The sequence below is a fragment of the Ramlibacter sp. GS1-15 genome (genome assembly GCF_057785015.1).
This window is the reverse complement of record NZ_JBYNTU010000001.1, coordinates 3,277,094-3,297,815: the sequence shown is the minus strand read 5'-3', so window position 1 is coordinate 3,297,815 and position 20,722 is coordinate 3,277,094. Positions and strand designations below refer to the sequence as shown.

Here is a 20,722-nt window from a genome sequence, read left to right as displayed (position 1 = left end):
CGCGATGCGCTGCGACGTTCAGAAATTGAGCGCGCGGATCAGCTTGCGCGAGTCGGCGGGGATGGCGTTCACGCCGTCGAGCACCCAGCCCAGGCTGCGTTCGCCATCAAGCTGCCGGTCGGGCAGCATCGCCACCGCGACCTGGAACTTGAGCACCAGTCCATTGGGCAGGGCCTGCGACTCGCGCAAGCCGCTGGCGACCAGCTGCTGGGCGCGGCCGTTGGCCTCCGTGGCCGAGGCCGGGGCTTCGAGCAGCACGGCGAAGTGGTGATCGCCGACGCGCGCGGCCAGGTCGATGTCGCGGCTGATGGCCCGCAGCAGCGACGCCGCCACCACCAGCGCGCGCTCGGCGGTGTCGCGGCCGTACTCCGCGACGATGGCGTTGTAGTTGGCGATCCTCACCGTCATGAGCGCGCAGGTGTGCTTGAGCGCGATGCAGCGCTGCAGGGCGGCATCCAGCCGCTGCAGGAGGGTGCGCGCGTGCGCCAGCCCCGTGAGCGCGTCGTTGCGTGACAGCGCGCCTGCCCGCACCAGCGCCTCGCGCCGGCGGCTGCCGCGCAGGCTCAGGGCCCAAAAAAGGATGGGCATCTCCATCGCCGCGCCGATGGTCACGCCATAACGGGTCAGCGGCCCGATCGGGATCAGGTTGAAGGCACGCAGGATCGGGAAGATCGCCATGACCAGCACCGGCAGGAAGCCGAGGGCGATCAGGCGCATGTACGGATCCTCGCCTTGCGTCCAGACCAGGATGACGAGCGCGGCCACCACGACGAGCGACAGCGTGGTGAACGTGATCTGCAGCAGGAACGAGGCCCGCGTGGCGAGCACTGCATCCAGCGCAACGGAGGACAACAGAGCGGCCAACAAGGCCCACACGGTGAGGTCCAAGGCGCGCGAATAGCGCGCCGGCTCCGTGACGGTGCGCGTGAACCAGAGCGCCGCCGCGGCCGAGACGCCCGGGAGTACGAACGTGGCGAGCTCGTTCCACCGCAGCCAGTAGGTCCACACGTGCTGACCGCCGACTCCGAGATAGGCCAGTTGCCCGAGGGCCAGTGCGGCCACGTAGACCGCGTAGACGCCGAAATTGCGGTCGCGGAAGACCAGCCCGTTGGCCGCGGAAACGATCGCAATCAGCAGCGCGAGACTGAAGTAGCCGCCGAGCAGGAACTGCTCCAGCTCGCGCGACGAGAACAAGGTGGACCGGTCGTACACGGCCATCGGGGAAGCGAAATCCACGCGGTTGTGCTCCACCCGCAGCCAATAGCGCACCGGCTTGCCGGATGGACCGGAGAGTTCGAATGCCGGCAGACGCCCCGGCAAGGGCCATTCGGCGACCGGCCGCGTATCGCCTGCTTCCTGCACCACCCAGCGGCCCTCGGCATCGCGGTAGAAGAACTGCACGCGATCGATGCCCGACGAGCCGAGCTCGATATACCAGGGCTGTTCGCCGGAGCTGATCGCGTCGAACTGGAACCAGAGCGCGTCGCCGTCGATGCGGTAGGTCCGGCCGGCGACGACGGCTGTCCACGGGATCGCGTCGCCGGCGGCCTCGAGCGCCTCGGGCGTGGGCTGCAGGGTCTCGTCAATCCAGTAGCGGGCGTGCCCGGCCAGAGGAATGGCACGGTGGTCGGTATTCAGCACCAGGGGTGCGGGCGCCGGCGCGGCACGCGCCGGCTCGACCTGCGCATGGGCGACGACGGCCATCCAGCCCAGGCATAGTGCAAACAACCAGACGCGGATTCTCGTTCCCCTCACGCGGTGGATTGTTGCAGCAACCGCCGGGCTCGGCCACAAAGACAAAGCCCGGCGCTCGGCCGGGCTTCCTGGGGCAGGCGAGATGCCTTACGCGTATTCGGCCAGCGCCTTCTTCATCTTCTTCATCGCGGCCGCCTCGATCTGGCGGATGCGTTCGGCGCTGACGCCGTATTCGGCGGCCAGTTCATGCAGCGTCATGCCGCCCGAGCCGTCGTCGTTCACCTTCAGCCAGCGCTCCTCGACGATGCGCCGGCTGCGTGCATCGAGCTGCTCGAGCGCCGTCGCGATGCCGTCGGTGGCCATCACGTTGCGCTGCTGGGACTCGATCATGGCCGTCGGCTCGTGCGACTGGTCGGCCAGGTAGGCGATCGGGCCGAAGGCCTCCTCGCCGTCGTCGCTGGGCGCCGGGTCGAGCAGCACGTCGCCGCCCGCCATGCGCGCTTCCATCTCGATCACTTCCTCGCGCTTGACGTTCAGCTCCCGGGCCATCACGTCGATCTGCGCGTCGGTCAGCGTCTCGCGGTGCGTCTGGGCATCGGCTTCGTCCTTGAAGCCCTGCTTCATCGAGCGCAGGTTGAAGAACAGCTTGCGCTGGGCCTTGGTGGTGGCCACCTTCACCATGCGCCAGTTCTTCAGGATGTACTCGTGGATCTCTGCCCTGATCCAGTGCAGCGCGTAGCTGACCAGGCGAACGCCCTGATCCGGATCGAACCGCTTCACCGCCTTCATCAGGCCGATGTTGCCTTCCTGGATCAGGTCGCCATGCGCCAGCCCGTAGCCCAGGTACTTGCGCGAGACCGCGACCACCAGGCGCAGGTGCGAAAGCACGAGCTTTCCTGCCGCCTCGAGGTCATTGTTCTGCCGGAACTGGCGGGCGTATTCCTGCTCCTCCTCTTGCGTGAGCATGGGCAGGCGGTTCACCGCCGAGATGTACGCGTCCAGGTTGCCCAGAGACGGAACCACCGACCACGGGCTGGCCATCGCCAGAGCCGTGCCGCCGGGGGCTGCCAGAGAGTTGGACATTCCACAGACTCCTTTCATGTTCGGGATCATATTAGCACTCCCTTGGATAGAGTGCTAAGGAGGAAGTTCAAGACGACCGCACGAAAACTAAGGGTAATCCCGGAGCCTTGACCTGAGGCCGATGCCCGGCATTTCACCGCCCTTCCGCTAGGATCGCGCAACCGGAAGTAACAGGGCAGGAGAGGGATGAAAACAATCATCAACCGGGTCTTCGCGAGGAAGGAAGAGCCAACGCACGCGCCTGAGCCGCATTCAGCCGTGTCCTCCGAACTCACGAACGTCGACCTCGAGAATTACTACCTCCGGATCATTGTCGACTCGCTGCGGCGCATGTTGGTTCCCGCCGATACGGTCGAGGTGGGCGTCAGGCGTGCCGGCGTCGGGCCTTGCGGCCTGACGTCCTTCGCCGGCTACGTGCGGGTCCTCAAGTGGGACGCCGTGGTCACGCCGGTGCTGCTGCAGAACATGCCGGTGATCGATGCGCGCATCCGCAAGGTGGTCGACGCCTCCGTGATCCTCGAGCACACGCATTTCGCCGGGCTCTGGTTCCAGGCGACCAGCGCCACCGAGGGCGCGCCGAAGACGCTGTTGGGCCTACCGGCGGAGACGGCGCGCCAGCCGGACGCCTGAGCTACCAGCGGATGCCGAGCTTGCCGAACAGCTTGGCAAGCACGAACAGCGGCCCGACCCACAGGTACTGAAGGTCCTCGAAGAACGAAGGCTTCTTGCCTTCGATCCGGTGGCCGACGAACTGCGCGATCCACGCGGCGACGAATATGGCGGTCGAGACAGGCAGCAACGCGCCGCCCAGGGATTGCACGATCACGATCGCCGCGACCGACACCAGTGCCATCGTCCCGAAGAACACCCAGGAGCCGATGCGCGCGTAATACACCATGCTCGCGGCGAGGAACGCGTATGCCACCCACGGGTGCAGCGCATACATGAGCCCGACCAGGCTCACCATGATCAGCGGGATCGCCACGCAGTGGATCGCCCCGTTGCGCGGATGGCGGTGACTCTCGCCGTAATGGTCCAGCAGCTGGTCCACAGGCCGCCTCGTGGGCGCGGCGCCGGCGTCGCTCGTCGTGCTCATGGCTGGTCTCCTTTTGGAAGAATGGATGGCAACTCGTTCGAGGAGCGCGCCATGCCAGACCCTAACGATACCGGCATTTTGACCGTGACGACCACTGTCGGTTCGCTGGACGATGCCCGCCGCCTGGCGCGCGAGATCGTCGGGCGGCGATTGGCCGCCTGCGTGCAGCTCGAACCGATCGCCGCTTCCTTCTACCGCTGGGAAGCGCGGCTGTGCGAAGACCCGGAGGTGCGGCTGTCGATCAAGACGCTGCCGCGATTGCGCGACGCGCTGCAGGCGTGCCTGCGCGAACTGCATCCGTACGAGCTGCCGCAGTTCCTGGCCGAAACGCAGCAGGCGAGCGCAGCCTACGCGGACTGGGTGCGGTCGGAAGTGGTCGAAGGCGGTTAGCGCACGACCACGCGCGGCGTCGCGCTGGCCACGCACTCGCCGACCACCGCCGCTTGCGCGAACCCATGGGCGCGGAAGATGCCGAGCACGCGATCGGCTTCCGCGCGCGTGCACGACACGAGCAGGCCGCCGCTGGTCTGCGGGTCGGTGAGCAGCGCCTGCTCGACCGGCGCGAAGCCTTGCGGCAGCTGGATCGCGCTGCCGTAGCCCGCCCAGTTGCGTCCGGATGCACCGGTGATCGAGCCGTCGGCCGCGAGCTGGCGCACGCCTTCCAGGACCGGCACCTTGGCCCAGTCGATCACCACGTCGAGATTCGCGCCGCGCGCGAGTTCGAGCGCATGGCCCGCGAGCCCGAAGCCCGTCACGTCGGTGAGCGCATGCACGCCGTCCAGCGCCGCCAGTTCGGGGCCGGGCGTATTGAGCTTGGTGGTCGTTTCGATCATGCGCCGGTAGCCTTCGGGCGCGAGCTGTTCCTTCTTCAACGCGGCCGACAGGATGCCCACGCCGAGCGGTTTCCCGAGCACCAGCACGTCGCCGGCCCGCGCATCGGCGTTGCGCTTGACGCGCTTCGGATGCACGAGGCCCAGCGCGACCAGGCCGTAGATCGGCTCGACCGAATCGATGGTGTGGCCGCCCGCGATCGGGATGCCCGCGTCCCGGCACACCGATTCGCCGCCTTCGAGGATGCGGCCGATGGTCTGCGTCGACAGGACGCTGATCGGCATGCCGACCAGGGCCAGCGCCATGATGGGCTTGCCGCCCATCGCATACACGTCGGAGATCGCGTTCGTTGCGGCGATGCGGCCGAAGTCGTACGCATCGTCGACGATCGGCATGAAGAAATCGGTGGTCGCGATCAATGCCTGCTCTTCGTTGAGCTGGTAGACGGCCGCGTCGTCGGCGGTCTCGATGCCCACCAGCAGCTCCTTGGGGATCGGCATGCGCGCCGTGCCCTTGAGGATCTCGGACAGGACGCCGGGCGCGATCTTGCAGCCGCAGCCGCCGCCGTGGGAGAGGGACGTGAGCCGCGGCTCGGCGGCGATGGTGGAAAGCGGCGCGTTCATCTCGACTCCTGAAGTTCCTGGACCAGTTGCTGTACCGCCCGGATCTCGGCTTCAGGCGCGAACAGCGGTGCACGCAGCGCGCATTGTGCGCGCAGCCGCGCGAGCCCGAAGTGCGCAGGGTCATCGGTGGCTTGCGTGTCGCGGCAGGTCCCGAGCAGGCGCGCCAGGCCGGCCGCGTCGCCATGTTCGAAATAGCCTTCGTACCCCGTGCCCAGCATGCCCACGTTGCCGGCGACGCGCGAAGCGACCACCGGTGTGCCGCTGCACACGGCTTCCATGATGACGTGGGCACCGCCCTCCATGGCACTCGTGTGCACCAGCACGTGCGCGCGCTGGATCGCGCGCCGGGCTTCTTCGTGGGACAAGGGCCCGAGCCAGCGGTAATTGGGGCAGGCGGCGGCGGTCTGCCGGGCGCGCTGGGCCCACATGTCCTCCTCGGCGCGCCCGATATGGCGGATCTCGATGTCGTCCCTCGCGCGCAGCAACCGTGCCGCATCGAACAGCGTCTGCGGGCTCTTCACGTCGCGCATGTGGCCGACCATGACGGCACGCAGGCGGCTGGGCGTCTTGGCCACTTCCTTGCGCGTGGGCACCGACTGGTAGATCACCCGCGCCTTGCTGCGATGCTGCTCGGGCAGCTCCTCGATGCCCAGTTCCTGCAGCACGACGAGCCGGGCGGCCGCCTCGAGTGAATGCTGCGCCTGCGCGTCCGTGCGGATGTCGCGGTAGAGGTCCGTGCCGGTCAGGACGACGGCGAGCTGCGAAGACCCGCGCGTGCGGGCCCAGGCCTCGATCGCCGGCGCCGAGCGGCGCGCGTGCAAGGCGATCATGAGCTCATCATCATCCGCGCCGGCATCCGGCCAGTCCTTCACGATGCGCACGCGCGCGCAGCAATCTGTCAGGAACGAGGCCCAGCGGCGCGCGGTCTGCCAATTGCCGTTGTTGGCGCCGGCCAGCGCCGGGCTTACGATGACGACCGATGGACGCGACATGGCAGGGTTATAGCGCGGCGCAGCTTTTCCGCACCGGCGGGCGGGAAGAGCTGCGCGCGGCATTGCTCTCGGCGCGGCAGCGCACGCTGCAGCTGGCCGATGCGTACGCCGGGGCACTCCGCCCGCAGGGCTTTCGCGTGCCCTACCGCACCACGCTCAATCCGCCGTTGTGGGAGTGGGGCCATGTGGCCTGGTTCCAGGAGTGGTGGATCGCGCGCAATGCGCAGCGCTCGCGCGGCGCGGCCTGCGATCCCGACCATCCGCGTCCAGCTTCGCGCATGCCCGAAGCCGACGCCATGTACGACTCGAGCCGCGTTGCGCACACGCGGCGCTGGGAACTCGCCTTGCCCGACGAACAAACCACCCGGCAGTGGCTTGCGGCGACCTTGGACGAAACATTGGCGCTGCTCGACGCCTTGCCGGCCACTGCCAGCGAGGACGATCTCTATTTCTTTCGCCTCGTCACGCTGCACGAGGAGATGCACGCGGAGGCTTCGGTGTACATGGCCGAGAGCCTCGGCATCCCGGTGCCCGCGTCGGTATTGCGTGCGGCGCCGCGGCTTTCGGGGGGCGGTGCGGCGCTGAAGATTGCGCCGCAGCGGTTCGAGGCCGGCTGGTCCGGGGCGGGCTTCGCGTTCGACAACGAACTGCAGCCGCTCATGGTGGAACTCGATGCGTTCGAGATCGATGCCGAGCCGGTGTCGTGGGCGCGCTTCGACGAGTTCATCCGGGCAGGCGGCTACGCATCGCGCCAGTACTGGGGCGACCCGGGCTGGGCCTGGCTGAAGGCGAACGGCGTTCCGGCCCGCACCGGCGCCGAGGGACCGGCGGTGCACCTCACTGCGTTCGAGGCCGAGGCCTGGTGCCGGTGGGCGGGACGTCGCTTGCCCACCGAATTCGAATGGGAGTGCGCCGCCCTCACGCACCCGGGCTTTTCATGGGGCCACGCCTGGGAATGGACCGCTTCGCCGTTCCTGCCCTATCCGGGCTTCCAGCCTCATCCCTACCGTGACTACTCGGCACCATGGTTCGGCACGCGCCGGGTGCTGCGCGGGGGGTGCCCGGCAACTTCGGCCACGCTGGCCCACCCGCGCTATCGCAACTTCTTCGAGCCGCAGCGCAACGACATCTTTGCGGGCTTTCGCAGCTGCGCCTGAAGAGCCGCGGTGCTTCGGGTCTAATTCCAGGCTTGCCAATCAGGAGAGTTCCCATGAAAAGAGGTATCCGGGCGGTCGCGGCCATGCTGATGCTGGTCGCCGCATTCGCGGTGCAGGCTCAGCAGGTGCTGCGCGTGACGGCGATTCCCGACGAGTCGCCGACCGAGCTCGCGCGCAAGGCCGCGCCGCTCATGAAGTACCTCGAGCAACGGCTGGGCATGAAAGTGGAATACACGCCGGTGAGCGACTACGCCGCATCGGTCGAGGCACTGGCCAACAAGCAGGTGGACCTCGCCTGGTTCGGCGGCTTCACCTTCGTGCAGGCGCAGCAGCGCTCGGGCGGCAAGGCGATTCCGCTGGTGCAGCGCGAGGAAGACACGAAGTTCCGCTCGGTCTTCATCACGGCCGACCCGCAGATCAAGTCCCTGGCCGACCTGAAGGGCCACAACTTCAGCTTCGGTTCGCAGTCCAGCACCTCGGGCCACCTCATGCCGCGCAGCTTCCTGCTCGGCGCGGGCATCGACCCCGACCGCGATTTCAAGCGCGTCGCCTATTCGGGCGCGCATGACGCGACCGTGGCCGCCGTCGCCTCCGGCAAGGTCGATGCTGGCGCCGTGAACATCTCCGTGTGGGAAAAGCTCGTCGCCGACAGGAAAGTCGACCCGGCCAAGGTGCGCGTGTTCTACACGACGCCGCCCTATTACGACTACAACTGGACGGTACACGCCGACATGCCCGTGGCGCTGCGCGAGAAGATCGCGAAAGCCTTCCTCGACCTCGATGCCTCCACGCCGCAAGGCAAGGAGATCCTCGAATTGCAGCGGGCGACGAAGTTCGTGCCGACGCGTGCCGAGAATTACAAGGGCATCGAAGCCGCGGCGGGTAACGCCGGCCTGCTCAAGTGAAGATCACGATCGAGCGGGCCGGTGCCCGCCATCTGGCCGCGCGCAGCAGCGCGCCCGACGCGCTGAAGTCCGTCGACCTGCAGATCGCCGCCGGCGAGCAGGTCGCGGTGATCGGGCCGTCCGGCGCGGGCAAGACCACGCTGTTGCACCTGGTCGCTTGCGCACTCCAGCCGGCGCGAGGCCGCGTGCTGCTCGATGGTGTGAATCCTTGGGATCTGCCGCGCAGCCGCCTGCAGCGCCTGCGTGCCGAGCTGTTCCTGGCCGCGCAGGTGCCGCCCTTGCCGCCGCGCCAGCGCGTCGTCACCGCGGTTCTGGCCGGCCGCCTGCCGCACATGGGGCTGTGGCAAAGCCTGCGCAGCCTGTTCTATCCGGTGGGCATCGCGCAGGCCGATGCGGCGCTCGCGCGTTTCGATCTCTCCGACAAGCTGTTTGCACGGGTCGACCGGTTGTCCGGTGGCGAGCGCCAGCGCGTGGGTCTAGCGCGGGCGGTGATGGCGCAGGCGCGGCTGCTGCTGGTGGATGAGCCGCTTTCCGCCCTCGACCCCACGCGGGCCGAGCAGGCGATGCAGTCGCTCACGCAGGCGGCGAACGAATCCGGCGCGACGCTGGTCGCCACGCTCCACGACGTGCCGATGGCCTTGCGCACGTTCCCGCGGATCGTGGGCCTGCGCGACGGCGCGGTGATGTTCGACCTGCCGGCCGCGCAGGTCACGCCGCAGCGCCTGAATGCGCTGTATGAGCGCAAGCTCGAGGAACTGCAGGGCACCGCGGTGATCGAGGAGGCCCCGGCGCGTGCGCCCGCCCGCCCCGCCATGCACTGTCGCTGACCATGGGCGCGACCCTTGTCCTCACGCCTGAAGCTCGCGACCCCGCGTGGAGCGGTCGCGTGTTCGCGTTGCTTGCCGCAGTTGTCGTGCTGTGGCCGATGCTGGTGTGGACCGAATTCAAGCCCTGGCAGCTGTTCGAGCCCGCGAGCCTCAAACCCACGCTGCGCTTCCTCGCGGACTTCGTGCCGCCGCGCCTCGACCTGCCGTTCCTCGCGATGGTGCTGCGCGAGACCTGGCGAACGGTCGCGATCGCCACGGCGGGCCTGGCGCTGGGCCTGGTGATCGCCTGGCCGCTCACGCTGCTGTCGGTTCGATCGCTGTCCGTGTCCGGCCTGACCGGTCGCATGGCCACGCTGCCCGCGGCGGCGCGTTTCGTCGTGCGTTGGGTGCTGGTGATGCTGCGCAGCGTGCCGGAGCTGATCTGGGCACTCATCTTCGTTCGCGTGGTCGGCCTCGGGGCGACGGCGGGCGTTCTCGCCATCGCGCTCACCTATGGCGGGATGCTGGGCAAGGTGTATGGCGAGATCCTCGAAAGCGGGGACCCGCACGCGACGGCTTCGCTGCTGCGCAACGGCACGGGCCGCCTGCAGGCCTTCTTCTACGGCCTGCTGCCGCAGAACGCCGCGGAGCTCACGAGCTACACGGTCTATCGCTGGGAATGCGCGATCCGCTCGTCGGCCGTGCTCGGCTTCGTCGGTGCCGGGGGGCTCGGGCAGCAGATGGACGCGTCGATGAAGATGTTCAACGGCTCGGAAGTGAGCACGATGCTGCTCGTCTTCATCCTGCTGGTCGCGGGCACGGACCGGCTGAGCGCCTGGCTGCGGAAGGCCCTCGCATGATCGATGCGAAGACCAGCGCCGCCAACGAGGTGTACCGCCTGCCACCGCCGATCTTCGACGCGCGCTGCAAGGCCTGCTGGTTCGTCGTCGCGCTCGTCGTGCTGGTGATCGCCAGCTTCGCCTCGCTCGAGCTGCAGTGGGCGAAGTTCTTCTCGCGGGATGCGGTCGCGCGCATGGGCCGTTTCATCATGGAACTCGCCGTACCGGCGACGGATGCGCGCTTCCTCGCCAAGCTCGGGCCGGCCACGCTCGAGACGCTGGCGATGTCGGTGGTCGGCACCTTGCTCGCGGCCTGCTTCGGGCTGCTGCTGGCGCTGCCGGCCAGCAAGACCTGGCCGGGCGATCCGGCATACGGGCGCGCACCCGCGCGGCTGTTCCTTAACGCGTTGCGCAGCGTGCCGGAACTGATGTGGGCCGCGCTGCTGCTGATCGCCGCCGGGCTGGGACCCTTCGCGGGCACGCTCGCACTGGCGATCCACACGACGGGCGTCCTCGGGCGGCTTTTCGCCGAGGCGATCGAAAACGCCCCCGAGGGGCCGGGCTTCGCGTTGCGCGTGCGCGGCGTGGGCGAAACGCGCGTCTTCCTCTATGCGAGCCTGCCGCTCATCCTGCCGCAGCTCGTGAGCTATACGCTGTACCGCTGGGAGAACAACATCCGCGCCGCCGCCGTGCTCGGCGTCGTGGGCGCGGGCGGGCTCGGGCAGATGCTGGCGTTCCACCTGGGGCTGTTCCAGATGGGCGAGACCAGCTCGATCCTGATCGCGATGACCGCGCTCGTGCTGCTGGTGGACGCGGGCAGCTATCTCGCGCGCCGGGCGCTGACGCGCTGAATCAGGCGAGCAGGGCCAGCGCGAATTCGCGCGCATTGAAGGTTTCGAGATCCTCGAGCTTCTCGCCCACGCCGATGAAGTAGACGGGCACCGGCTTTTCCTGCGCGATCGCGGCCAGCACGCCGCCCTTGGCTGTGCCATCGAGCTTGGTGACGATCAGGCCCGTGAGGCCCAGCGCATCGTCGAAGGACTTGACCTGCGCCAGCGCGTTCTGGCCCGTGTTGCCGTCGATCACCAGCAGCACCTCGTGCGGCGCGCTGGGTTCGGCCTTCTGCACGACCCGCTTGATCTTGCGCAGCTCCTCCATCAAATGCAGTTGCGTCGGCAGGCGTCCTGCGGTGTCGACGAGCACCACGTCCTTGCCCCGCGCGCGGCCGGCCGTGACGGCATCGAAGCTCACGGCGGCCGGATCGCCCCCTTGCTGGCTGACGATCTCCACCGTGTTGCGGTCGGCCCAGATCGCGAGCTGTTCCCGCGCCGCGGCGCGGAAGGTGTCCGCGGCGGCCAACAGCACCGATTCGCCCGAATCGGCGAGATGCTTCGTCAGTTTGCCGATCGACGTCGTCTTGCCGGCGCCGTTGACGCCCGCGACCATGATCACCGTGGGCTCGTGCTCGCCGATGACGAGTTCCTTCTCGAGGGGCTTGAGCAGTTGCGTGAGCGAATCGATCAGGATGTTCTTCGCCTGCACCGGCCGCGACGCGCCGCTTTGCGCGACGCGGCGCTTCACGTCCTCGATCAGGTGCTGCGTCGCCTTCACGCCGGTGTCCGCCATCAGCAGGGCCGTTTCCAGCTCCTCGTAGAACTGGTCGTCGATCTGCGCGCCGGTGAAGACCTCGGAAATCGCCGAGCCGGTCTTGCGCAGGCCCGCGCTGAGCCGATCGAGCCAACTCTTGCGCTCGGGGGCGACCACTTGCGCGACCGGAATCTCGATCGCCTGGACGACCGCCGTGCCAATGAGGCCGCCGGAAGCGGATGCTGGCGGGGATGCTGGCGCCGGGATGGATGGGCTGGGCGTGGCCGCGGGCGCCGGGGTCGCGGCAGGCTTTTTTCGGAAGAAACTGAACATTGCGGCGCTTCTTAGAATCACACGATTCTATGAAACAGCACCTGCAGCGGCTCGCAGCCGCACTCACCTTCGCTGCGTTCGTCCCTTTTTCCTCCTCCATCGCCCAGACGGCTGCCGCGCCCCGCGCCGAGCAGTTCAAGCTGGATAACGGCTTCACCGTGATCGTCAAGCCCGACCACCGTGCACCGACGGCGGTGCAGATGGTGTGGGTGCGCGTGGGTTCGATGGACGAGGTCGACGGCTGGACGGGCCTCGCGCACATCCTCGAGCACATGATGTTCAAGGGCACGAAGGCGCTCAAGCCCGGCGAATTCTCGCGGCGCGTGGCGCAGATCGGCGGCCGCGAGAACGCGTTCACGCAGCACGACGCCACGGGCTACTTCCAGCAGATCCCCGCGAACAGGCTCGAGGAGGTGATGAAGCTCGAGTCGGACCGCTTCGCGAACATGCAGTGGCCCGACGACGAGTTCAAGCACGAACTGGAAGTGGTGAAGGAGGAGCGGCGCTGGCGCACCGACGACCAGCCGCGCGCACGGCTGTGGGAGTCGATCAATGCGGCAACCTGGCAGGCCTCGTCGTATCACTGGCCCGTGATCGGCTGGATGAACGACCTGGATGCGATGCAGCCGCAGGACGCGCGCGACTTCTTCCGGCGGTGGTACGTCCCCGCGAACGCCGTGCTCGTCGTGGGGGGCGACGTCGATCCGGCGCAGGTGAAGCGGCTCGCGCAGAAGTACTACGGCAGCATCCCGGCGCGCGCGGTGCCGGTGCGCAAGCCGCGCGCCGAGCCCGAGCAGGCCGGCGTGCGGCGCGTCGAACTGAAGGCGCCGGCGGACCAGGCGTACGTGGCGCTCGCCTTCAAGGTGCCGCAGCTCACGTCGTTCGAGGCGACGCCGGACAACGACGATGCGCTTGCACTGACGGTGCTGTCGGCGGTGCTCGACGGCTACGCCGGCGCGCGGCTCGATCGTGCACTGACGCAAGGGCCCGACCGCGTCGCGGACAGCGCCGGCTCCGGCAACGGGCTGTGGGGGCGCGGGCCGCAGGTCTTCACGCTCGACGGCGTGCCCGCCAAGGGCAAGACGGCCGAACAGGTCGAGGCGGCCTTGCGCGCGGAGGTCGCGAAGGTCGCGCAGGGCGGCGTGACCGAAGCGGAGCTGAACCGCGTGAAGACGCAATGGGTCGCGAATCAGGTGTACCGGCTCGATTCGATCATGAACCAGGCGCAGGAGCTGGGCAGCCAGTGGGTGATGGGCATGCCGCTCGACGCACAGGAGCGCCTGATCGAGCGCCTGCGCGGCGTGACGGCCGCCCAGGTGCAGGCCGTCGCCGCCAAGTACTTCGGCGACGACCGGCTGACGGTGGGCATCCTGCGTCCGCAGCCGATCGACCCGAACGCGAAACCCCGGCAGCGTCCAGCGGGCGTGCGCGACTGAGGAAGAACGGCATGAACAACAACACGAATTTCTTTCGTCGCACACTCCTTGTCTTTTTCGCGCTTGCACTGTTCGCGGCGCGCGCTTTCGCCGCGATCCCGATCCAGCACTGGACCCAGCCCAGCGGCGCGAACATCTATTTCGTCGAGAGTCCGTCGCTGCCGATGATCGATGTGCGGGTCGATTTCGACGCGGGGGGGCGCCGCGAGCCGGCCGACAAGGCGGGCCTGGCTTCGGTTACGGCGGGCATGACGTCCAAGGGCGTGGCGGCGCATGGCAGCGAGCCGGCACTGGACGAAAACCAGCTCGGCGAAGCCTGGGCCGACCTGGGTGCGGACCTGGGCGAAGGCGCCAGTTCGGATCGCCTGAGCTTCACGCTGCGCACACTGACGTATCCCGACGTCCTGCCGAAAGCGGTGGCGCTCGCCGCGCGCGAACTGGGCGAACCGTCGTTTCCCGAGGACGTGTGGCGCCGGGAGCGCCAGCGCCTGCAGGCCGCGGTGCGCGAGGCCAACACGCGGCCGGGCACCATCGCGGGCAAGGCCTACGCCGCAGCGGTGTACGGCACGCATCCCTACGGCCACGAGATGACGGAGGAGTCGCTCGCGCGCATCGAGGTGGCCGACATGCGGCAGCACTATCGCTTCCTGGAGCCGTGCCGCGCGAAGGTGAGCATCGTCGGCGCGGTCACGCGCCAGCAGGCGGACGAGATCGCGACGCAGCTGCTGTCGCGGCTGCCCGCGGCCGTGGCCGGCAAATGCGAGGCGCTGCCGGCCGTGCCCGAAGTCGCGCCGCTGTCTGCCCCTGCGGTGAAGGAGATCCCCTTCGTATCCGCCCAAGCCCACGTGCTGATGGGCCAGCCCGGGTACAAGCGCAGCGACCCGGATTACTTCGCGATGCTGGTGGGCAACTACGTCCTCGGCGGCAGCGCGCTGGTGTCGCGCCTGCCGATCGAGGTGCGCGAGAAACGCGGCTTGTCGTACTCGGCGAACAGCAGTTTCTCGCCCGGCCTGCACGCCGGCGCGTTCACGGTGAGCCTGCAGACGCGGCCGGACCAGGCGGAGCAGGCACTGAAGGTCGCGCGCGACGTGGTGGCTCGCTTCGTGACCGACGGGCCCACCGAGGCCGAGCTCAGGGCGGCGAAAGGCTTCCTGATCGGCGGCTTCCCGCTGCTGATCGACAGCAACCGCAAATTGCTGGACAACGTGGCGAACATCGCCTGGAACAACCTGCCGCTCGATTACCTGGACACCTGGACGGCGCATGTGCAGGCCGTGACGGCGGCAGACGTGAAGGCCGCCTTCGCCCGCAAGCTCCATCCGGACCGGATGGTGACCGTGATCGTCGGCGCACCGAACGTGCGCTGATCCGTAGTTTTACCTAGACCCCTGTCAAAGTTGACAGGGGTCGGCCACACAGGGCCTGCCGGTCCCGCCAGAATGCCTCCATCGCTGTCACACGATCGGCATTCGCAAAGGGTGCTGGAGGTCCCAAACCAAGAACCAGAAGAGCCGGGCCGTCCCGCAAGGGCGGCCCGGCTTCTCATTGGGCGATCGCTTACAGTGCCGCGATGGCAAGGAACACGGCGCCGCCGCGCGAGGTGCGCATCATCGGCGGCCAATGGAAACGCAGCAAGCTGCCCGTGCGCGACAAGCCGGGCTTGAGGCCCACACCCGACCGCGTGCGGGAGACGCTTTTCAACTGGCTGGGCCCCGACCTCACCGGCTGGCGTTGCATCGACGCCTTCGCGGGGACGGGCGCGCTCGGCTTCGAGGCCGCGTCGCGCGGTGCGGACCGGGTGCTGCTGGTCGAACAGGATCCGGAGCTGGTCGACCTGCTGCGGGCGACCAAGACGCGGCTCCAGGCCGGGGCCGTCGAGGTGCGACGCGCGAACGGATTGTCGGTACTTGCTTCGGTCCCCGGCTGCTTCGACGCGGTGTTTCTCGATCCGCCCTTCGATGCCGACCTGTGGGACAAGGCCTTGCGCGCGGCCGTCCCGGCACTTGCACCGGAAGGCGTGATCTACCTCGAAGCGCCCGCCGAATGGACCAGCACGCAGCTGGAACCGCTGGGCTTGGCCGCGCTGCGACACCTGAAGGCTGGCGCCGTCCACGCGCACCTGTTACGCCCCACTGCATAATGCGGCGCAACATAGCGGTACGCCGCGCGTTGAGGAGAAGGCCATGGGCCAGCCAGTGATCGCCGTCTACCCCGGCACCTTTGACCCGATGACGCTGGGCCACGAGGACGTCATCCGCCGCGCATCGCAATTGTTCGAACGGGTGATCGTCGCCGTCGCGGCCGGCCACCACAAGAAGGCGATGTTCACGCTGGCCGAGCGCATCGACATGGCGCGCGAGGTGGTCAAGCCTTTCCCGCAGATCCAGGTCGAAAGCTTCTCGGGCCTGCTGCGCGACTTCGTGGTCGCGCGCGGCGCCAAGGCAATGGTGCGCGGCCTGCGCGCGGTGACCGACTTCGACTACGAGTTCCAGCTGGCGGGCATGAACCGCAGCCTGATGCCCGAGGTCGAGACCGTGTTCCTCACGCCCAGCGACAAGTACCAGTTCATCAGCAGCACCTTCGTGCGCGAGATCGCCGTGCTCGGCGGCGAGGTCGACAAGTTCGTCTCGCCGATGGTGCAGCAGCGGTTGATGGAGAAGGTGCGCAGCCTGGGCGGGACTTGATCGGGGTCAGGGACCGGTCGCGTCCAGCCAGCGCGCCAGCGTTTCGTTGACCAGAGCCGGCTGCTCCATCGTGAGCATGTGGCCGCAGCGCGCCACGGACACGAGTTGCGCATGCGGCACGAGCGCCGCCACTTCGCTCGCGTGCTCGAACGGAACGAGCGCATCGTCCTCGCCGTGCATCACGAGCACCGGACAGGCCAGCTGCGGCAGGTGCCGGCGCGCATCGGGCCGCACGGACGGATCGCGTTTTCGCGGATCTCGCGCATGTCCTCGCTCTCGGGCCGCGCCGTCGTGCCGAGCAGCGCGAGAGCGGCGACGCGTTGCGGCGCCTGGCGCGCCGCCTCCATCGCGATCATCCCGCCCATCGATGCGCCGCACAGCACGAGCGGGCCGTCGTGCTCCGCGAGCAGCGCCGCCGCCATGTCGGCAATCGTGTAGCGGCGCATGTGGACGTCCGTGACCGAGGGCTTCCATTCACGCAGGCCCTCGAGTTGCGCGCGCCACATCACGGCGTCGCCGGCGAGCCCCGGGATCAGGACGACCCTCGTCATCGGCTGCGCGCGAGCGCGTCGCGGTGCATGCGCGTGAAGAGGTCGCGCTGCGCATGGCTGCCGCCGATCTCGACGAGGCGGGGCAGGGCGCGTCCGAGCTGCCCGGCGGCATGCGCGTGATCGCCGCGCGCATGGGCGAGCAGGCCACGCGCTAGCGGCGCCGCGATCTCCTGCCAGACATCGCCCGGCCGGCGTTCGATGTTGCGCATCAGCAGGTCGGCTTCGGCTCGGCCCGCACGCGCCAGCCCGTAGAGGTATTGCACGTCGAGGAAGGGCAGCACCTGGTCCTGCGTGCGCGTGGCGAGGTGGTCGGCCACATCCTGCCAGCGCTCGCCGACGGCCACGCCCGCCAGCTCCAGCCGTGCGAGCAGCGAGACCGCGTTGACCTGGTCCTGGCTGTAGTCCTTGGCCACGCCCCACACCTGCGTGTCGTACAGGCGCAGCACCTCGTCCTGGTCACGCTGCTCGAGCGCGAACAACGCCTGGTGCCACCAGTTGTGCGTCACCATGAAGGAGTTCAGGCCGGTCCAGGTATCGCTCACGCTTTCCATGAATTCGCGGCCTTCGGCGATGCGGTGCTGCGTGAGCATCACGTGCGCGAGCGCGTGATGCGCCCACGGCTCCCTGCGGCGCATGGCGATCGCACGCCGGGCGCAAGCCTCGGCCCGTTCGAGCTCGTGGCACTGCTCATAGCCGAAGGCCAGCATGCCGTGGAAGAAAGGCACGTCCGAGGCAGCCTTTCGTGCGTGCAGCGCGATGCGCAGCATGCCCGGCAGGTCGCCGACGTTGAACAGGTGGTACTGCCCGAGCTTGAGCGATGCGAGGTCGCGCGGGAACTCCTTCGCCTGCTCCTCGTGCAGCGCGATCGCACGCGGGATGTCGCCGCGGACCCAGGCGTCGATCGCCGCGATGAAGCGCTGCTCGCGTGTCGTCGCCTGATGCGCGGCGGCCTGCGCACGCTTGAGGAACGGATGCGCATGGGCCGGCGCCTCGCGCGATTCGGCGAACATGTGCACGGCCGCGGCGAAGGCTTGCACGATGGGGCTGGGGTCACTGTCCGCTGCGGCGACCACGTTGACCGCACGCGCCTCGCTGGCGATGAAGCCTTCCACGAAATCGTCGACCGCGGCGAGGCTGCGCCCTTCCGCGAGCGTCACCGCGTTGCCGAGGATGTCAGTCCACATGCTCCGCCGCCTGCGATGGCGGTTGCGGCCAAGCCCGTTGCTCGCCGCGAATGACCTCGAACGCGCGCGCGACCTGCAGCACGCCGAGGTCGTCGAAGCGTCGTCCCGCGATCTGCAGGCCGATCGGCAATCCCTGCTTCGTGTAGCCGCAGTTGATCGACGCCGCCGGCTGCTCCGACATGTTGAAAGGCACGGTGAAGCCGATGTGCTCCAGAGGCCGCATCGGGTCGTTGGTGGGCGAGGGCAGTTCGGCCGGAAAGGCCGGCACCGGCGAGGTGGGCGAGATCACGTAATCGAATGCATTGCAGGCCGCGACGGCCTGCACGCGCGTGGCGTGGAACTGGCTGACGGCCTTGAACACCGCCTCGCCGCTCATCCCCGCCGCGCTGTCCGCCCATTCGCGGATGTAGGGCAGCACGCGCGCCTTGCGCTCGGGCGGCAGCGCCTTCATGTCCACGTGCGAGCGCATGCGCCAGAACCAGTCCATGCCGTCGAGCATCGCCTGCGTCATGAAGGGTTTCATCGCGATGACGGTCGCACCCGCACGCTCCATCAGGCGCGCCGCTTGTTCGACGGCGCTGCGGATTTCGGGCTCCACCGCCAGGCCGCAACCCGCCTCGAGCAGCAGGCCGACGCGCAGGCCTTTCAGCTTCCCGGCGCCCTGGTCGAAGGCGCCCCACGCGATCTCGTGGTCGGGCAGGCTCATGCTGTCGCGCGCGTCGGGTCGCGCCAGCACCTGCATGAACCACGCCGCATCGGCGACGCTGCGCGTCATCGGACCGGCGGCGCGTCCCATGTAAGGCGGATCGATCGGAATGCGGCCGAGGCTGGGCTTGAGCGTGAAGATGCCGCACCAGCCCGCGGGCAGACGCAATGAACCCCCGATGTCGGTGCCGATGTGCAGCGGGCCGTAGCCGGCCGCCACGGCCGATCCCGCGCCGGCACTCGATCCGCCGGGCGTCGTGCGCAAGTCCCAGGGGTTGCGTGCGAGCGCGTGGAAGCTCGACAAGCCCGACGACAGCATGCCGTAGTCGGGCATCGTGGTCTTCGCAATGATCACGCCGCCCGACTCGCGCACGCGCGCGGCCGGCGGGGCATCGGCGGCGGCCGGCGCGAGCTCGGTCGCCGCGGTGCCGAGCGGCACCGGGTCGCCCTTGGTCGCGATGTTCTCCTTGATCGTGACCGGCACGCCGTCGAGGGGGCCGAGCGGTTCGCCCCGCATCCAGCGCGCTTCGCTCGCGCGCGCCTGCTCGAGCGCGAGCTCGGGGCGCAACAAGTACAGCGCGTGGATGTGATGTTCCCAGCGCTCGATGTGGCCGAGCACCGATTGCGTGACTTCCACCGGCGACAGCTCGCGCCGGTGGAAGGCTTCGAAGAGCGCCGGCGCGCTCAGCTCGTGCAGCGCACGAGGGTACTTCCGGGGCATTACGCTCACGCCCAGGAGATGGCCGCGAGGTCGTTGCAGAAGATCGGCATGTCCTTCCACAGGCCCTTCACTTCCTTGCGCGCGACGGTGGGGAACTGCGGCTGGTACAGGAAGCAGTTCGCCGCGTCGGCGGCCAGCAGCCGCTGGATCTCGCCGAGCAGCTTGGCGCGCTCCGCCGGGTTCGCGGTGGTCTTGACCTTGTCGTACAGCTGGTTGAACTTCGGGTTGCTGTAGCCCCAGTAGTAGTCCGGCTTGGCGTAGTTGCCCAGGTCGAAGGGCTCGACGTGCGACACGATCGTCAGGTCGTAGTTGTGGCCGTTGCCATAGGTGTTCGCGAGCCATTGCGCCCACTCGACGTTCTGCACCTTCACCGTGATGCCGATTTTGGCGAGCTGCGCGACGATGAACTCGCCGCCCTGGCGCGCATACGGCGGGGGCGGCAGCGTCATCGTGAGTTCCAGCGGCGTCTTCACGCCGGCTTCCGCGAGCAGCTTCTTCGCCTTCTCGGGGTCGTAGGGGTTGACGCCGGTCGTATCGACGAAGCCTTCCGCGCCGGGCACGTAGTGGCTGCCGATGGGCGTGCCGAAGCCGTCGGCCGCCGCCTCGATGAAGCCCTTGCGGTCCACCGCGGCCAGGATCGCGCGGCGCACGCGCACGTCGTCCAGCGGCTTGTGCTTGTTGTTGATCGACATGATGGTCTTCGCGCGCGAGCCGCCGAGGATCACCTGGAACTGCGGGTTGCCCTTGAACTGCGCGACCACGCGCGTGGCGATGCGCGGGAAGGCATCGACGTCGCCCGACAGCACGGCGGCCGCCTGCGCGGCCGGATCGGAGATGAAGCGGAACGTCACCTTGCGCAGCTTCGCCTGCGAGGGATTGCGAAAGCCCTCCCACTTCACGAGCACGGCGGACGATCCCTTGCTCCACGTCTCCAGCCGGTACGGGCCGGTGCCCACCGGCTTCGTCGCGTTGGTGTCGGCACTCTTGGGCTCGACGATCACGGCCGTGGCCTGCCCGAGCAGGAAGGGCAGGTCGGGATCGATCTCCTTGTTCAGCAGCACGACGGTGTGATCGTCCACCACCTGCGTCGTGAGGTTCGCGAAGGTGCGCTTGTCCTTGTTCGTGCTCTTCTCGCCGCCGGCGCGGTCGAACGAGAACTTCACCGCCTGCGCGTTGAACGGCTCGCCGTTCTGGAACTTCACACCACGGCGCAACTTGAAGGTGTAGGTCTTGAGATCGGGCGAGACCTCCCAGCTTTCGGCGAGCAGCGGCGTCACCTTGCCGTCCTGGTTGATCTTGGTCAGCGTCTCCAGGATGTTGTAGTGCACGATCTCCGCGATCGCGGAGGCGGCACCGGCCGTGGGGTCCAGCCCCGGCGGCTCCAGCGCCATGGCCATCACGATCGAATCCTTGCTCCTTTGCGCCAAGGCGGGCAGTGCAAGCGGCAGGCTGGCGACGGCGGCGGACTGGATCAGGGTTCGGCGTTTGATCATG

General features: G+C 68.5%; 21 protein-coding genes and 1 pseudogene. 11 read left to right on the top strand and 11 right to left on the bottom strand.

What is annotated here, in order from left to right:
• Positions 1 to 18 precede the first annotated feature (18 nt).
• Positions 19 to 1,755: a 7TM diverse intracellular signaling domain-containing protein gene (locus AC3EF3_RS16495; RefSeq protein ID WP_488533229.1), complete on the bottom strand. Its 1,737-nt coding sequence runs from the start codon at positions 1,753 to 1,755 to the stop codon at positions 19 to 21.
• Positions 1,756 to 1,842: 87 nt separating this feature from the next.
• Entirely contained in the window at positions 1,843 to 2,778 is a 936-nt protein-coding gene (gene rpoH, locus AC3EF3_RS16490; protein WP_488533228.1) for an RNA polymerase sigma factor RpoH, read from the bottom strand.
• A gap of 258 nt (positions 2,779 to 3,036) precedes the next feature.
• On the opposite strand from rpoH, the gene AC3EF3_RS16485 reads away from it, so the two are divergent.
• Positions 3,037 to 3,408, top strand: a complete 372-nt coding sequence (locus tag AC3EF3_RS16485; protein ID WP_488533227.1) for a hypothetical protein — start codon at positions 3,037 to 3,039, stop codon at positions 3,406 to 3,408.
• Between the two features lies 1 nt (position 3,409).
• On the opposite strand, the gene AC3EF3_RS16480 is transcribed toward AC3EF3_RS16485, so the two are convergent.
• Positions 3,410 to 3,874, bottom strand: a complete 465-nt coding sequence (locus AC3EF3_RS16480; protein ID WP_488533226.1) for an Mpo1 family 2-hydroxy fatty acid dioxygenase — start codon at positions 3,872 to 3,874, stop codon at positions 3,410 to 3,412.
• Positions 3,875 to 3,958: 84 nt separating this feature from the next.
• Between AC3EF3_RS16480 and cutA the strand changes: the two genes are divergently transcribed.
• Positions 3,959 to 4,264, top strand: a complete 306-nt coding sequence (cutA, locus tag AC3EF3_RS16475; protein WP_488533225.1) for a divalent-cation tolerance protein CutA — start codon at positions 3,959 to 3,961, stop codon at positions 4,262 to 4,264.
• Here the strand turns inward: cutA and selD are convergent.
• On the bottom strand, positions 4,261 to 5,328 hold the full coding sequence (selD, locus tag AC3EF3_RS16470; protein WP_488533224.1) for a selenide, water dikinase SelD: 1,068 nt from the start codon (positions 5,326 to 5,328) through the stop codon (positions 4,261 to 4,263). The genes cutA and selD overlap by 4 nt on opposite strands.
• On the bottom strand, positions 5,325 to 6,320 hold the full coding sequence (senB, locus tag AC3EF3_RS16465; protein WP_488533223.1) for a selenoneine biosynthesis selenosugar synthase SenB: 996 nt from the start codon (positions 6,318 to 6,320) through the stop codon (positions 5,325 to 5,327). The genes selD and senB overlap by 4 nt, the downstream gene beginning before the upstream one ends.
• Between senB and senA the strand changes: the two genes are divergently transcribed.
• Genes senA through phnE form a run of 5 tightly spaced genes read left to right on the top strand, consistent with a single transcriptional unit; the run spans position 6,308 to position 10,878 of the window.
• On the top strand, positions 6,308 to 7,477 hold the full coding sequence (gene senA, locus AC3EF3_RS16460; RefSeq protein ID WP_488533222.1) for a selenoneine synthase SenA: 1,170 nt from the start codon (positions 6,308 to 6,310) through the stop codon (positions 7,475 to 7,477). The two genes, senB and senA, sit on opposite strands and share 13 nt — an antisense overlap.
• Before the next feature lie 53 nt (positions 7,478 to 7,530).
• Positions 7,531 to 8,382 (top strand): putative selenate ABC transporter substrate-binding protein, encoded by an 852-nt coding sequence (locus tag AC3EF3_RS16455; protein WP_488533221.1) that lies wholly within the window; start codon positions 7,531 to 7,533, stop codon positions 8,380 to 8,382.
• Positions 8,379 to 9,209 (top strand): phosphonate ABC transporter ATP-binding protein, encoded by an 831-nt coding sequence (locus AC3EF3_RS16450; RefSeq protein WP_488533220.1) that lies wholly within the window; start codon positions 8,379 to 8,381, stop codon positions 9,207 to 9,209. Before AC3EF3_RS16455 ends, AC3EF3_RS16450 begins: the two co-directional genes overlap by 4 nt.
• Positions 9,210 to 9,211: 2 nt before the next feature.
• Positions 9,212 to 10,048, top strand: coding sequence for a PhnE/PtxC family ABC transporter permease (locus tag AC3EF3_RS16445; RefSeq protein ID WP_488533219.1), 837 nt, complete (start codon positions 9,212 to 9,214; stop codon positions 10,046 to 10,048).
• Positions 10,045 to 10,878 carry a phosphonate ABC transporter, permease protein PhnE gene (gene phnE / locus AC3EF3_RS16440; RefSeq protein WP_488533218.1) on the top strand — a complete coding sequence of 278 codons (834 nt, stop codon included), beginning with the start codon at positions 10,045 to 10,047 and terminating at the stop codon, positions 10,876 to 10,878. Before AC3EF3_RS16445 ends, phnE begins: the two co-directional genes overlap by 4 nt.
• A gap of 1 nt (position 10,879) precedes the next feature.
• Here phnE and ftsY read toward each other — a convergent pair whose 3' ends face one another.
• Complete coding sequence (gene ftsY / locus AC3EF3_RS16435) at positions 10,880 to 11,947, bottom strand: signal recognition particle-docking protein FtsY (protein WP_488533217.1); 1,068 nt, start codon at positions 11,945 to 11,947, stop codon at positions 10,880 to 10,882.
• Positions 11,948 to 11,976: 29 nt separating this feature from the next.
• Between ftsY and AC3EF3_RS16430 the strand changes: the two genes are divergently transcribed.
• The 4 genes from AC3EF3_RS16430 (at position 11,977) to coaD (ending at position 16,067) form a co-directional block, all read left to right on the top strand.
• Entirely contained in the window at positions 11,977 to 13,383 is a 1,407-nt protein-coding gene (locus AC3EF3_RS16430) for a M16 family metallopeptidase (RefSeq protein ID WP_488533216.1), read from the top strand.
• Positions 13,384 to 13,394: 11 nt separating this feature from the next.
• Entirely contained in the window at positions 13,395 to 14,750 is a 1,356-nt protein-coding gene (locus AC3EF3_RS16425) for a M16 family metallopeptidase (protein ID WP_488533215.1), read from the top strand.
• Positions 14,751 to 14,953: 203 nt separating this feature from the next.
• Positions 14,954 to 15,523, top strand: coding sequence for a 16S rRNA (guanine(966)-N(2))-methyltransferase RsmD (gene rsmD, locus AC3EF3_RS16420; RefSeq protein WP_488533214.1), 570 nt, complete (start codon positions 14,954 to 14,956; stop codon positions 15,521 to 15,523).
• Positions 15,524 to 15,566: 43 nt separating this feature from the next.
• On the top strand, positions 15,567 to 16,067 hold the full coding sequence (gene coaD, locus AC3EF3_RS16415; RefSeq protein ID WP_488533213.1) for a pantetheine-phosphate adenylyltransferase: 501 nt from the start codon (positions 15,567 to 15,569) through the stop codon (positions 16,065 to 16,067).
• Between the two features lie 6 nt (positions 16,068 to 16,073).
• On the opposite strand, the gene AC3EF3_RS16410 is transcribed toward coaD, so the two are convergent.
• From AC3EF3_RS16410 to AC3EF3_RS16390, 5 genes and pseudogenes are all read right to left on the bottom strand, one after another.
• Positions 16,074 to 16,445 (bottom strand): alpha/beta fold hydrolase, encoded by a 372-nt coding sequence (locus AC3EF3_RS16410; protein WP_488533814.1) that lies wholly within the window; start codon positions 16,443 to 16,445, stop codon positions 16,074 to 16,076.
• Positions 16,383 to 16,513 (bottom strand): annotated as a pseudogene (locus AC3EF3_RS16405) (alpha/beta fold hydrolase); the annotation flags it as partial. The pseudogene AC3EF3_RS16405 and the gene AC3EF3_RS16410, both read right to left, overlap by 63 nt.
• 101 nt (positions 16,514 to 16,614) lie before the next feature.
• Complete coding sequence (locus tag AC3EF3_RS16400) at positions 16,615 to 17,802, bottom strand: tetratricopeptide repeat protein (RefSeq protein WP_488533212.1); 1,188 nt, start codon at positions 17,800 to 17,802, stop codon at positions 16,615 to 16,617.
• The gene (locus AC3EF3_RS16395; RefSeq protein WP_488533211.1) at positions 17,792 to 19,228 is read right to left on the bottom strand and encodes an amidase; all 1,437 of its coding nucleotides are present in this window, start codon (positions 19,226 to 19,228) and stop codon (positions 17,792 to 17,794) included. The genes AC3EF3_RS16400 and AC3EF3_RS16395 overlap by 11 nt, the downstream gene beginning before the upstream one ends.
• Positions 19,229 to 19,233: 5 nt before the next feature.
• Positions 19,234 to 20,721 carry an ABC transporter substrate-binding protein gene (locus AC3EF3_RS16390; protein ID WP_488533210.1) on the bottom strand — a complete coding sequence of 496 codons (1,488 nt, stop codon included), beginning with the start codon at positions 20,719 to 20,721 and terminating at the stop codon, positions 19,234 to 19,236.
• Between the last annotated feature and the right edge of the window lies 1 nt (position 20,722).